At 72.9% G+C, this 13,029-nt stretch carries 11 protein-coding genes; 6 read left to right on the top strand and 5 right to left on the bottom strand.

The window, feature by feature from the left end:
* Positions 1 to 24 precede the first annotated feature (24 nt).
* Entirely contained in the window at positions 25 to 822 is a 798-nt protein-coding gene (locus ACIQFY_RS14030) for an HAD-IIA family hydrolase (protein ID WP_058730132.1), read from the bottom strand.
* Positions 823 to 960: 138 nt separating this feature from the next.
* Between ACIQFY_RS14030 and ACIQFY_RS14035 the strand changes: the two genes are divergently transcribed.
* The 4 genes from ACIQFY_RS14035 (at position 961) to ACIQFY_RS14050 (ending at position 3,739) form a co-directional block, all read left to right on the top strand.
* Positions 961 to 1,737: a TetR/AcrR family transcriptional regulator gene (locus tag ACIQFY_RS14035; protein WP_400340598.1), complete on the top strand. Its 777-nt coding sequence runs from the start codon at positions 961 to 963 to the stop codon at positions 1,735 to 1,737.
* A complete protein-coding gene (locus ACIQFY_RS14040) occupies positions 1,734 to 2,600 on the top strand; it encodes a hypothetical protein (protein WP_400340600.1) in 867 nt (288 codons plus the stop codon). Before ACIQFY_RS14035 ends, ACIQFY_RS14040 begins: the two co-directional genes overlap by 4 nt.
* Positions 2,601 to 2,658: 58 nt before the next feature.
* Complete coding sequence (locus tag ACIQFY_RS14045) at positions 2,659 to 2,970, top strand: DUF4190 domain-containing protein (protein ID WP_400340601.1); 312 nt, start codon at positions 2,659 to 2,661, stop codon at positions 2,968 to 2,970.
* A gap of 97 nt (positions 2,971 to 3,067) precedes the next feature.
* Positions 3,068 to 3,739 carry a TrmH family RNA methyltransferase gene (locus tag ACIQFY_RS14050; RefSeq protein ID WP_400340623.1) on the top strand — a complete coding sequence of 224 codons (672 nt, stop codon included), beginning with the start codon at positions 3,068 to 3,070 and terminating at the stop codon, positions 3,737 to 3,739.
* 155 nt (positions 3,740 to 3,894) lie between these two features.
* On the opposite strand, the gene ACIQFY_RS14055 is transcribed toward ACIQFY_RS14050, so the two are convergent.
* From ACIQFY_RS14055 to ACIQFY_RS14070, 4 genes are all read right to left on the bottom strand, one after another.
* Positions 3,895 to 4,914 (bottom strand): LacI family DNA-binding transcriptional regulator, encoded by a 1,020-nt coding sequence (locus ACIQFY_RS14055; protein WP_400340603.1) that lies wholly within the window; start codon positions 4,912 to 4,914, stop codon positions 3,895 to 3,897.
* Between the two features lie 388 nt (positions 4,915 to 5,302).
* Positions 5,303 to 7,372, bottom strand: a complete 2,070-nt coding sequence (locus ACIQFY_RS14060; RefSeq protein WP_400340604.1) for a YhgE/Pip family protein — start codon at positions 7,370 to 7,372, stop codon at positions 5,303 to 5,305.
* Positions 7,369 to 8,085, bottom strand: coding sequence for a hypothetical protein (locus ACIQFY_RS14065; RefSeq protein ID WP_400340606.1), 717 nt, complete (start codon positions 8,083 to 8,085; stop codon positions 7,369 to 7,371). The genes ACIQFY_RS14060 and ACIQFY_RS14065 overlap by 4 nt, the downstream gene beginning before the upstream one ends.
* A complete protein-coding gene (locus tag ACIQFY_RS14070; protein WP_066657692.1) occupies positions 8,082 to 8,738 on the bottom strand; it encodes a TetR/AcrR family transcriptional regulator in 657 nt (218 codons plus the stop codon). The genes ACIQFY_RS14065 and ACIQFY_RS14070 overlap by 4 nt, the downstream gene beginning before the upstream one ends.
* A 158-nt stretch (positions 8,739 to 8,896) precedes the next feature.
* Here ACIQFY_RS14070 and ACIQFY_RS14075 point away from each other — a divergent pair, with 158 nt between their 5' ends.
* Together ACIQFY_RS14075 and ACIQFY_RS14080 are read left to right on the top strand one after the other, a co-directional pair.
* On the top strand, positions 8,897 to 12,556 hold the full coding sequence (locus ACIQFY_RS14075; RefSeq protein ID WP_400340608.1) for a S8 family serine peptidase: 3,660 nt from the start codon (positions 8,897 to 8,899) through the stop codon (positions 12,554 to 12,556).
* Between the two features lie 135 nt (positions 12,557 to 12,691).
* On the top strand, positions 12,692 to 12,862 hold the full coding sequence (locus ACIQFY_RS14080; RefSeq protein WP_153257418.1) for a hypothetical protein: 171 nt from the start codon (positions 12,692 to 12,694) through the stop codon (positions 12,860 to 12,862).
* Positions 12,863 to 13,029 lie beyond the last annotated feature (167 nt).

Genomic DNA, 13,029 nt, shown 5'->3' on the forward strand with positions numbered 1-13,029 from the left:
ACCGGGACCCGTGGTGACCGATCGCTAGAGCTCGACCTCGATCGGCTCCGCGCGGACGAGCTCGTGCACGCCGGCGATGACCTCGCTCGGGCGGAACGGGTACCGGTCGATCTCGGCCTGGTCGCTGATGCCGGTCATCACCAGGACGGTGTGGAGCCCGGCCTCGATGCCCGCCTGCACGTCGGTGTCCATGCGGTCGCCGATCATGCCCGTGTTCTCGGAGTGGGCCCCGATCCGGTTCATCGCCGAGCGGAACATCATCGGGTTCGGCTTGCCGACGACGTACGGCTGCTTCCCGGTGGCCTTCTCGATCATCGCGGCGATGGCCCCGGTCGCCGGCAGGACCCCCTCGGCACTGGGCCCGGTGGCGTCGGGGTTCGTCACGATGAACCGGGCGCCGTCGCGGATGAGCCGGACGGCCTTGGTGATCGCCTCGAACGAGTAGTTGCGGGTCTCACCGACGACGACGTAGTCGGGCGCGGTCTCGGTCATGATGAAGCCGGCCTCGTGCAGCGCCGTCGTCATGCCGGCCTCGCCGATCACGAACGCGGAGCCCCCGGGCATCTGCGAGCGGCAGAAGTCCGCGGTGGCGAGCGCCGACGTCCAGATGCGTTCCTCGGGGACCTCGAGCCCCGACCACCGCAGCCGGGCGCTGAGGTCACGCGGCGTGAAGATCGAGTTGTTCGTCAGGACGAGGAACTCGGTCCCTTCGTCCAACCACTGCTGGATGAGCTCGGGAGCGCCCGGCAGGGCCTGGTTCTCGTGGACGAGCACGCCGTCCATGTCGGTCAGCCAGCACTCGACTTCGTCGCGGGTCGCCATGGGTCCAGCGTACTGGGGCCGCCGCTCGCCGGACCCGGTGGTCACCCGGCTGTGGAGGACTGGCCGACCGGACACCGACCGGCGTTCGGCTTTGGGCTACGATTTTCGGGACACGTACCGGATCAAGGAGGCCTCAACGTGCTCGTCGACCCCGGCAGCCCCACCGCCCAGCCGCGCACCACGACCGACGGCCGTACCGGCGCGGGAGCGGCCGACGCCCCCACCGGAGCCACCCCGGCGACCGACGCCCCCACCGGGACGGCACCGGCAGCCGACACCGCCGCCGCACCCCGTCGACGCCGCGGTCGCCCCAACGTCCTGAGTCGACAGCAGGTGGTCGACGCCGCCACCGCCATCGCCAACGAGGAGGGCCTCGACCGCCTCTCCTTCCGCGCCCTCGGCGCGAAGCTCGGCGTCGCACCGATGACCGTGCACCGGACGATCGGCGGCCTCGACGACCTGCACGCCGAGCTCGTCCGTCGTACCGTCGACGAGTTCACGGCCACCTTCGTCTGGCCGGACGACTGGCGTTCGGTCGTCCACGTCTTCGCCTGCACCTTCCGCGACCTCATGCGCACCCACCCCCTCGTGCTCGAGTCGCACAGCCAGCGCGCCCCGCTCGCCTCCACCGAGTCCGACGCCGTCGTGGCGAAGGTCGTCGGGGCCCTGCAGCAGGCGGGTCTGCCCGAGCGCGAGGCCATGTACGCGTTCTTCGTGGTCTACGACTTCGTCGTCGGGCACGCCGGCGTGCAGGTCGGCCGCGGCGACTCCGAGGCCGGGCGCCCCGAGCGGCACCGTGTGGTCGGGGAGATCCTCGGCGAGCACTCGTACGACGACCGCTTCGCCCTGGGCCTCGAGATCATCACCGCCGGCATCGAGGCCCGCGTCCGCACGCACGGCACCGTCGCGTCGTGAGCACGGTCGACCCGCAGCAGGCACGCCGCGAACGCGAGGCCCGGTACCGCGGCTCGACCCCTGCCCTGACGATGACCGTCGTCGGTGCACTGCTGGTCGTCGCCGCGGGGGTGGTCGGTGGACTCGCGGTGTCGGACTTCGTCCTGCGCTTCCGGATGATGACGGTCAACAGCATCTTCTCCGACAGCCCCGACCCGGAGACGCACCTGTGGGCGGCCCCGAGCGCGGTCGTCGGCACCCTGGTGGCCGTCGGCGTGTACACGCGGTGGAACCACCGCTGGTCCGGGCGCACCACCGACCTGGTCGGGCTCGGGCCGCTGCCGCTCTGGCTCGTCGGTGCCACCGCGTGCACCTGGTGGGCCACGACCACGCAGTGGCCCGCCCCGGACCGTGTCGGCGTGGCCGTCGACCCGACGTTCGGGCACGACGAGACGTGGGGCATCGGCAGCTGGATCCTGTACACCGCCGTGTGGTGGCTGCCGGGGCTCCTCACCGTCGTGACCGTCCTCGCGCTCGTGGCCGGCGGTGCCACGCGGATCGGCCGTGGGAACCGGCGCGCCCGGCTCACGGACGTGCTGGCGAACGGCCGTCGCACGACGGGCGAGGTCACCGCGATCAGCGGCGGTACGACCCCGGACGCGTCGCGCACGCTGCTGCGGTGGACGTTCTCGTTCGTGGACCTGCACGGCGTCCGGCGCTGGGTCGAGCGGACCGAGGGCTTCACCCACGGCACCGCTCCGGTGCTCGGTGGGACGGTGACCGTGCTCCACGACCCGGCCCGCCCCGGCGACCGCAAGCGCATCTTCACGACGACCGGCAGCGGTGACGACGCCGAGGACTTCCTGCGCCCCGGCACGACCTGAGGCCGGACGAAGATTGGCACTTCTCCACGAAAACGCGGCGCTCCTAGGCTCGTCAGCCGTGTCAGAACAGAACGTCCAGCCCCAGCAGCACCCGAACCAGCAGTACGCAACGGCGCCGGCCGCCCCGCAGCGCACGAACACCCTCGCGATCATCGCGCTCGTGGCGGCGTTCGTCGCGCCGATCGTCGGGTTCGTCCTCGGCTTCGTCGCGATGTCCCAGGCGAAGAAGCGTGACGAGGGCGGCCGTGGCCTGGCGCTCGCCGCGGTCATCGTCGGCGGGGTGATCACGGTCTTCTACGCCGTGCTCTTCATCGCGCTCGTCGCGGTCGCGATGTCCGAGCCGTCGGTCACGTACCCGACGTCGTACTGACTCCTCGCGACCGGCGGCTGACGGCGGTCGCCGGACGGGAGGCGCGGGGCACGCGCCCTACGCTGGTCACGTGACCGAGCGCCTCCCGTCCGACCCCGTGGTCCCGTCGACGGGACCGGCGCAGCCGGGCGGTCCCACGCTGCCACCGACCCACGAGGCCACGACGAACGGCGTCGGGCCGCACCCCGAGCCCTGGCCGGACGACCCCCGGCTCGACCCGGAGCTGCTCGCCGCCGGGGACACTCGCAACGTCGTCGACCGCTTCCGGTACTGGTCGATGGACGCCATCGTCGCCGAGCTCGACACCCGCCGGCACGCCTTCGACGTCGCGATCGAGAACTGGCAGCACGACCTCAACATCGGGTCGATCGTGCGGAGTGCGAACGCGTTCCTCGCCGGCACCGTGCACGTCATCGGTCGGCGGCGCTGGAACAAGCGCGGGGCGATGGTCACCGACCGGTACCAGCACGTGCGGTACCACCCGGACGTCGCGGCGTTCCTCGCCGCGATGCACGAGGAGGGGCGACCGGTCATCGCGATCGACAACACCCCGGGTGCCGAGCGCATCGAGACCGCGGCGATCCCGGAGCGCTGCGTGTTCCTGTTCGGGCAGGAGGGACCCGGGCTCACCGACGAGGCCGTCGCGGGTGCGGACGCCCACCTCGAGATCACGCAGTTCGGGTCGACGCGGAGCATCAACGCCTCGGCCGCGGCGGCGATCGTCATGCACGCCTGGGTCGTCCAGCACGCGGTCCTGCCCACGGACTGACGCGCTCGCCGCGGGGCCGCCGGGCCGCCGGGCCGGCGGGGCCGCGGGGCCGGCGGGGCCGCGCACGAGACTCGGCTCCACGGACACGTTCGCGGCACCGGGGCCGCGAACGTGTCCGCCCAGGCGAGTCTCGTGTGCGCGCGGGCTCGCTCGTGTCAGCGCGGAGCGGTCGTGCGGCGGGCGACGAGCCGGGGCTCGACCAGGGTCTCCTGCGCCGGAGCGGTCGGGTCGGCGATGCGGGCGAGCAGACGCTCCCCGGCGCCGCGGCCGATCTCCACGCTGCGGTCGTCGATGCTCGTGAGGCCGACGTAGGACGACGCCGCGAGCGGGGTGTCGTCGTAGCCCATCACCGACACGTCCTCGGGGACGCGCAAGCCCCGTGCAGCGAGCCCCGACATCGCACCGAGCGCCATGACGTCGTTCGCGGCGAACACCGCGGTGACGTCGGGGTGGGCGTCGAGCAGGTGCCCGACGGCCTCGGCGCCGGCCTCCTCGGTGGGTTCCACGGGCATGACGTGGGTGGCGAGCGAGGCGGCCGACGTGGCGGAGGTGATCCGTGCCTCCAGGCCGGTGAGCCGCTCAGCGGACGCAGCCGAGCGCCCACCGACGAAGCCGATGCGCGTGTGGCCGAGCGCGAGCAGGTGCTCGGCGGCCATCCGACCACCGGCGCGGTCGTCGTTCGCGACGGTGTCGGCGCGGGGGAGCACCGCACGACCGCCGGCGACGACGACGGGCATGCTCGCCGGGATCGCGAGGTCGGTGTCGGGCTCGCCGGCGATGACGATGCCCTCGACGCGCATGGACAGGAAGCCCTCGACGGGTGAGGCGTCGAGCCCGGTGTTGAGGAAGCGGTCGGCGACGACGAGGCGGTGCCCCTGGTCCTGCAGCGCCTCCCGCAGGCCGGTGAGCAGGTCGACGAACCACTGGTTGCGGAAGTCGTCGAGCACGACGCCGATCGTGCGGCTGCGGGTGCCGGCGAGGGACACGGCCGCGGTGCTCGGGCGGTAGTCGAGTTCCTGGATGGCTCGCAGGACGGCCTCGCGGCGCTGGTCGCTGACCTTCGGGGAGCGCTGGAGCACGAGCGAGACGAGGGACTTCGAGACCCCTGCGCGGGCGGCGACGTCGTAGATGGTCGCCGGTTTGCCGTCTGCGGTGGCGGACCTGCCGTCTCCCATGATCTCCCTCGACCCGTCGTGGTGTCCCTCGATCGTAGCGGCCCCGACTCGAGCGGTTGTCAGGACATGAGGGGCGGACCGAGGGTGCGGTGCGGTGCGGTGGGGTGCGGTGCGGTGGGGTGCGGTGGGTGGGGCGGGCGCAGGGTGTCCGGCGTGCTCGCGGGGCGGAGGTGGCGCGGAGGCGGCGCGTGGTGCCGGGTGCTCGCGCACCACTGGAAGCACGTCGCGCCACGGAATCCCGTGGTGCGACGTGCTTCTCGTTGTGCTGACGGCCGCCCCGAGCCCCGAGCCCCGAGCGCCGAGCGCCGAGCGCCGAGCGCCGGGCGCCCGCGCCGCGCCGCCCGCGCCGCGCCGCGCCGCCCGCGCCCGAGCGCGCGCGCCGCCCGCGCTACCCGATCAGGCTCGGCCGCAGGTCGCGCAGCGTCCGCGAGCGGGTCTGCCGCGCGGTGACGACGTACGACACGAGCAGCGCGCCGAGCAACCAGCACGCGAGCACCCCCGCGTCCGACCACACCGCCGCGAACGACCCGCCGTACATCGTCTGCCGGATCGCGTCGACGGAGTAGGTCATCGGGAGCGCGAAGTGCAGCGCCGCCAACGGCCCCGGCAGCGTCTGCCACGGGAAGGTCCCGCCGGCGGTCACGAGCTGCACGAGCATGAGCACCAGGCCGAGGAACTGCCCGACCGAGCCGAGCAGCACGTTGAGCGCCATGATGATCGCCGCGAAGGTCGCCGAGGCGAGCACCATCACGGCCACCGTCGACCCGGCGTGCACCACGTCGAGGTCGAGCGCGAACCGCACGATCAGGAACAGCGCCGCCATCTGCACGACCCCGAGGAGCGCCGGGGTGAGCCAGCCGCCGAGCACCACGCGCAGCGGCTTCTGCACGGCGGTGATCGCCCGCTTGGAGATCGGCTTGAGGATGAGGAACAGCGCGTACATGCCGATCCAGGCGGCGAGCGAGATGAAGAACGGTGCGAGGCCGGCGCCGTAGTTCGACGCGGCGGCGACGTTGTCGTCGCCGACCTTGACCGGGTCCGAGATCACGGACGCCTGCGACGAGCGCTGTGCGGCGGTCGACGCCGGGATCCTCGTGCGTCCCTGGTCGAGCTTCGCGGCGAGCTCCTTCGAGCCGTCCTCGAGCTGGTCGACACCCGATGAGAGCTGCGAGGCACCGGACGCGGCCGACGCGGCACCGTCCGCGAGCGAGGCCGCACCGGAGGACAGCGTCGGTGCCGCGGCGGCGAGCGTCGACGTGCCTGCGGCGACCTGCGACGAGCCGGATGCGAGCTGCGAGGCGCCGCTCGACGCCGATGCGATGCCGTCCGCGAGCTGCGGCGACGCCGAGGCCAGCGCCGACGTGCCGGCCGCGACCTGGGCCGACCCGTCGCGGAGCTGGTCGACGGCCGACTTGGTCGACGCGTAGGTCTCCTTGGCCGAGGCGCCGGCGGTGTTCACGTCGCCGACCGCCTTCGTGATCGCCTCCTGCTGCGAGGGGGTCAGCGTGACGCCCTCGGGCAGGTTCGCGGTGATCTGCGCGAGCACCGTGGCGGCGTCCACCGGCTGCACCGCGTCGACGTCGGCGCTGACCGAGTCGACCTTCTCGGCGAGCGCGGCGTTCCCCGCGGCGACCCGCTGCGCGCCGTCGTTGAGCTGCGCGGTCTGCGCCGGCAGCGACGCGGTCTGCTGCTGTGCGGAGTGCAGGCCGGACGCCAGGGTCGAGGCCCCGGACGCGACCTGCTGTGCGCCGCTGTCGAGCTGCGCGGTCTGCGCGGGCAGCGAGGCGGTACCGGAGGCGAGCTGCGAGGCCCCGTCGGAAAGCGCGGAGGTGCCGGACGCGAGCGAGGACGCGCCGTCGGCAGCCGTGGTCGCCCCCGATGCGAGCTGTCCCGCACCGTCGACGGCGTCGCCGAGGCTGTCCCGCACGTCGGCGAGTCCGACGAGCAGGGTCGTCGCCGCCTGCTTGCCGACCCGCTCGGCGACGGCCGTGCGCATGGTCTTGCCGGCCTGCTCCGCGATGGTCGAGGCGAGGTACGAGTTCGTGTCCGCGGTCGTCATGACGAGTTCGGCACGCTTCGGGTCGTCGCCCTGCGCCGACGCCAGGGCCTCGGAGAAGTCGTGCGGGATCGTCACGACGAAGTCGTACTTGCCGTTCCGCACGCCGGAGCGCGCGTCGGCCGCGGTCGTCTCGGTCCACTTGAAGTCGGCGCCGTCGATCGCCTCCTTCGTGACGTCCTCGCCGTAGTCGACCCGGTCGCCGTCGAGCGTCGCGCCGGCGTCCTGGTCGACGATCGCGGCCGGGATCTGGTCGAGCTTGGCGTACGGGTCGCGGTTCGCCCAGAGGTACGCGCCGCCGTAGAGCAGCGGCACCACCATGAGGGCGACGAACGCGAGCCGGGCGAGCGGCGTGGCGGTGAGGCGCGCCAGTTCGGCGCGGATGAGCGAGGGGATGGTCACGCGGGTGCCTCCGTCGGGACGGTTGCGGGAGTTTCGGGGTCGGAGGGGCCGGACGGGAGGCCCTGGTCGCCTCCGTCGGTCGAGGTCGCGTCGTCGGGACCCTCGGTGCGGATCGTGTCGAGCAGCTGCTCGACGGTGGCTGCGGCGGCCTTCGACGTCACGAGGACGACGGTGACGCCGCGCCGGGCGACGTCGCGCACGACCGCGAACCAGTCGGCCACGGCGCCGCCGTGCCGCTCGGGCGAGGTGAGCACGATGCCCGTGACCCCGTCCCGCAGCAGCGCGAGCTCGACGAGCAGCCGCACCCGCACGTCGGTCGGGACCCGCTGCACGTGCGTGTCGGCGTGGTCCCGCATGCCGAGCTCGTCGAGCACGGTGTCGACGTGGTCGCGGGAGGGGCGCTGCCCGGCGAACGCGAGTTCCTCGCGCACGACCTTCCGGAGCGTCATGACGGGGAACGGTTCGGCGACGCCCGGGGTGTCCACGAGCGCGAAGGCCGCGCGCACCGCTGCGGGGTCCTCGTGTCCGTCGAGCAGCACCCGCCCGGACTCGGGACGCATCCGCCCGCCGGCGATCAGGGACGCGAGCACCGGGGCCTGCTCGGTCTCGACGGCGACGACACCGGGGCGACCAGGGGCGGCGACGGCGGACACGACGGGCAGCGCGGCGCCGGGCTCGTCGCCGATGCCGACGTGGTCGAGTTCGAGCGTCATGCGCGGGTCTCCTGCTCGGTACGGGGTGCGGGTGCGGCGGGTTCGGACAGCAGCGCGGTGCGCCAGTCGATGCCGGCGGTGCCGAGCGCCGACAGCACGACCGTGCGGCGACCGGCTTCGTCGCTCGTGCCGGACCGGGTGGCCTCGTCGAGGACGGCGATGCAGGCGGCCTCGACCAGGCGGGCGAGCGTGTCCGCGTCGACGTCGTCGCGCATCGAGCCCTCGTCGATGCCGAGCGCGCAGGCCGTGCGGACCTGTGCCCGCAGCGGCGCGAACACCTCGGCCACGGACTCGGCGAACGGGCTGCGCAGGGCGACGCGGGCCATGGAGCGCACGTGCGAGACCTCGGCCCAGAGCGTCACGGCGATCGCCGCGAGCCGTGCGGCGGGCGGGAGGTCGGCGAGCTCGGACGACGACGGCATCGCGCCGGCGATCCGTGCGGCGCCGCCGGTCACGACCTCGCGCACGAGGTCGTCGCGGGAGGGGAAGTGTCCGTAGACCGCACGGCGCGACAGGCCCGCGGCGGACGCGATGGTCTCGAGCGAGGCATCGGGGTCCTGCTGCAGGACGCTCCGTGCGGCCTCGATCAGGGCGGCCCGGTTCGCCGTCGCGTCCCGTCGGGGCGCGCGTCCGGGCTGGTCGGTGGTGGTCACGAGCACCATCGTAATAACGTGCACACAGCTGTGCAAGTTACGAGGTGCTGTACCCCCGAACGAGGGCCAGTCCTCCAAAGTGCGGACTGTTCCGCCTGTGAACGAACGCATAACTTCACAGGAATTCCCACCACGGACAGAGCCGAGGAGTGCGCCCTGTGACACGTGCAACACCGAACCGTGCAGTACCCGAGCAACCACCCACCACGGAGCGCACCACGCGGTCACGCGTCGCACGCATCCTGACCGCCGGCATCGCCGCCGTCGCCCTGTCGTGCGGCGGTCTCGCCGTGGGCGGCGCAGCGACCGCCGCGCCGAGCGGTCTCTCCGCCGCCGACCTCAAGCTCGCGGCGCCCCTGCGCGACGCCAAGCCCCAGAAGACGGTCGCGGCGTTCGTCCGCACGACCGGCCAGGGCGCCCTCGAGGTCGACGCGAAGGCGAAGGGCGGCGACCTGACGAAGTCGAAGACGCCGTCGTCCGCCGCGAAGGAGCGCGTGCAGGCGATCACGTCGACCGTCGACGCCGTCCGCGCCGCCGTCAAGCGTTCCGACGCGACGGCGACGGAGCTGTACTCGACCGAGTACACCGTCCCCGGTGTCGCCGTCGTCGCCGACGTCGACGCCCTGCGCGACATCGCCAGCCGGTCGGACGTCGAGAGCATCATCCCGCTCACGCCGAAGAAGATCGTCGACCCGACCCCGGGTGACGCGTCGAAGGCCCCGAGCGGCGTCGACCCCGACCTGGTGCAGCCGGGCGCGGACGGCGTCAGCCCGAAGAACGCCGCGAGCGACGTCTACACGCGCTCGCTCGACGCGTGGCAGCAGACCGGCCGCACCGGCAAGGGCGTCAACGTCGCCGTCCTCGACACCGGTCTCGACTACACCCAGGCCGACTTCGGCGGCCCCGGCACGACGGCCGCGTACGAGCAGGCCATCGCGAGCACGAGCGCGCCGGACCCGAGCTGGTTCGACGCGAAGAAGTACCTCGGTGGCTACGACTTCGCCGGCCCCACCTACAACGCCGACTCCTCGAGCGCGGGCTACGACCCGACCCCGAAGCCGGACGCGAACCCGATCGACGGCAAGGGCGGCGACCACGGCACGCACGTGTCCGGCACCGCCGCGGGCTACGGCCTGACCGCGGACAAGAAGACGTTCCGCGGCGACTACACGAAGCTGACCAACCAGTCCGTCCAGGACATGTGGATCGGCCCGGGCACCGCGCCGGACGCCGGCCTCTACGCCCTCAAGGTGTTCGGTGACGGCGGCGGCTCGACCGACCTGACCGGTGCCGCGCTCGACTGGGTCGGCCAGGCCCTGACCGAGGGCAAGGACATCAACGTCCTCAACCTGTCGCTCGGTTCCGACTACGGCGCACCGGACGACCCCGACAACGCGAAGATCGACGCGCTCACCGCCCGCGGTGTCCTGCCCGTCATCGCCTCGGGCAACGCCGACGACTTCACCGACATCGGTGGCTCGCCGGGCAACGCCGAGGGCGCCCTCACCGTCGCCGCGAGCGCCACCGGGCAGTCGCTGTTCGACGGCGTCAAGGCCACCGCGCCGTCCGACGTCGCCGGCACCTACCGTGCGCAGTACTCGCAGAACTACCAGGGCACCCTGCCGGTGGAGGGCGACGTCGTCGTCCCGACCACGAACATCGACGGCTGCGCAGCGTTCAGCGCCGACGAGGCCGCGAAGGTCAAGGGCAAGGTCGTCTGGCTGAAGTGGACCGACGGGGCGCTCGAGTGTGGCTCCGGTGTGCGCTTCAACAACGTGCAGGCCGCCGGCGGTGTCGGCGTCCTGCTGGCCGGGACGGTGACCAGCTTCGACTCCGGCATCGCGGGGAACGCGACCATCCCGGGTGCCGAGCTGACCTCGGACAGTGCTGCGAGCCTCCAGGCCGCCGCGACGGCCGGGACCCTGCACGTGCAGTTCGCCCAGGAGCTCAAGGGCTTCCAGCTGGCGACCGACCAGGCGAACGTGAACACGCTCGCCCCGTTCACCAGCCGTGGCGTGCACGGCTCGTTCGACGACATCGTCAAGCCGGACGTCGCCGGCCCCGGGGTCAACGTGATCTCCGCGGCCAACGGCACCGGTGACGGCCGCATGTCGATGAGCGGCACCTCGATGGCGACCCCGCACGTGGCCGGCATCGTCGCGCTGACGTTCCAGTCGCACCCGTCGTGGACGGCCCCGCAGGTCAAGGCCGCCGTGATGAACACCGCGACGCACGACGTTCGTCAGGGTGACCGGAACGCCACGCTGCTGCGCCAGGGCACCGGCCGCGTCGACGCGCTGCAGGCGGTCACCGCGGGCACCACGGTGCGCAGCATCGAGAACGACCAGCTCGTCACCGCCTCGTACGGTGTCGTCGAGGTCAGCGGGAAGACCACCGAGTCCCGCACCCTGCAGATCCAGAACACCGACGGCCGTCCGCACACGTACGACGTGGCGTACCAGGCCCAGGTGGACCAGCCGGGTGTCGCGTTCTCGCTGAGCACGAAGCGGGTCACCGCTCCGGCGCACGGCACCGCGACGGTCAAGCTGACGTACACGATCGCCGACCCGACGCAGCTGCGTCGCGTCATCGACCCCACGCAGGAGTCGGTGCAGTCCGGCTACCAGCGTGAGTTCGTCGCCGCCGAGTCCGGTGTCGTGTCCTTCACGCCGACCGACGCGAAGCTGAACCCGATGCGCCTCGGTGCGTACGTCGCGCCGAAGCCGGTCAGCGCCGTGCACGGCAAGGACATCGCGTTCTCGGGCTCGACCACGACCGCGGAGCTCGCGCTCACCGGCCGCTCGGTCGACCAGGGCGACGCCGTGACCGGGTACCACTCGTCCGTCGCGCCGTTCGTCCTGGGCGGGACCGACCCGCAGGAGCCGCTGCCCGCCGGTTCGGCGAAGCAGTCCCTGCAGGCCGCCGACATCCGGGCCTACGGCGCGAACTACGACGCGGCGTCCGACACGCTCGCCTTCGGCGTCCAGACCGCGGGTGCCGACGCGAACCCCGGCGCGGTGACCAACGTCGAGGTCCTCATCGACACGGACCGCGACGGTGAGCCGGACTACCTGGTCTACGACGCCAAGTCGGCCACGGTCGACGCGACGCTCGCCACCACGGTGGACCTCGCGACGGGCAAGACGGTCGACGCGCAGCCGCTCAACGGCGGCACCGCGGGACAGGACGTCAACACGTTCGACAGCGCCGTCAAGGTGCTGACGGTGTCGGCGTCGACCATCGGTGCGACCGGTCCGTTCGACTACTCGGTCCTGACCGAGTCGGCGTACGCCCCGGCCCTCGCCACCAGCGGCTCCAACGTCGTGGACGAGACCGACCCGGCGACGTACGACCCGTCGGCACCGGCGCTCACCTTCGCGCAGGGCACCACCACCGGTGTGCTCTACGCGGACAAGGGCGCGCTGCAGGTCACGCGACAGGCCGACGCCACGAACGCCCGGGTCCTGCTGCTCCACCTCGGCAACGCGGTGGGCGACCAGGCCGACGTGCTCCAGGCGGCGCAGACCGCGCCGACGCTCACCCTCCGCGAGGGCAGCGCCGTCACGATCTCCGGCACCCCGAAGGTCGGCAAGACGCTCAAGGCGAAGCCCGGCTCGTGGGACGGCAAGAAGGTCTCGTACTCGTACCAGTGGCTCCGTGACGGCGTCGCGGTGCAGGGTGCGACGGACCAGCGCTACACGCTCGGCACGACGGACGCGGGGCACCGCTTCTCCGTCGAGGTGACGGCGAAGGCGACGGGCTACCAGGACGGCTCGGCGACCTCCGCCGAGACCGCGAAGGTGGCACCTCGCAAGTAGCGATCGACACGAACGCCCCGTCACCGGTCCGGTGGCGGGGCGTTCGCCGTTCCCGGTCTCCGAGCGGAGTGGTCCCGAGTGCGGCAATGGGACATGTAGTTAGGCAAACTAGGCAATGGATGGGAGAGTGAGACCATGCGATCCCACACCTCCCTGATGCAGCTCCGGGCGAACCCGATGGAGTGGCGCCGCCGTGGGCTGACCCCGCCCGACGCGCTCCAGGCCATGGTCGAGGAGCGGCTCGCGCAGCCCGGTCACGCCCAGCCGGTGGGCGACCCGTCGTACCAGGACTTCTTCCGCGCCTGATCGCGGAACGCCACCACCACGACGGACGGGAGGCGGGGGGGCCCCGGGCCCCCCGCCCCCCCGCCGGGGGGGGGGGGGGGGGCGGGCCGGGGGGGGGGGGGGCGGGGGGCCCCCCGCGGGCGGCGGGGGCCACGGGTCTCGCCCCGGCCGCGGGCGGGGGCGGGCCG

It is taken from the genome of Curtobacterium sp. NPDC092190 (assembly GCF_044755625.1).
Classification (GTDB): Bacteria; Actinomycetota; Actinomycetes; order Actinomycetales; family Microbacteriaceae; genus Curtobacterium.

Coding starts and splice junctions, on each gene's coding strand:
- ACIQFY_RS14030 (WP_058730132.1), bottom strand. CDS start 822: ATGGCGACCCGCGACGAAGTCGAGTGCTGGCTGACCGACATGGACGGC.
- ACIQFY_RS14055 (WP_400340603.1), bottom strand. CDS start 4,914: ATGGGAGACGGCAGGTCCGCCACCGCAGACGGCAAACCGGCGACCATC.
- ACIQFY_RS14065 (WP_400340606.1), bottom strand. CDS start 8,085: ATGACGCTCGAACTCGACCACGTCGGCATCGGCGACGAGCCCGGCGCC.
- ACIQFY_RS14080 (WP_153257418.1), top strand. CDS start 12,692: ATGCGATCCCACACCTCCCTGATGCAGCTCCGGGCGAACCCGATGGAG.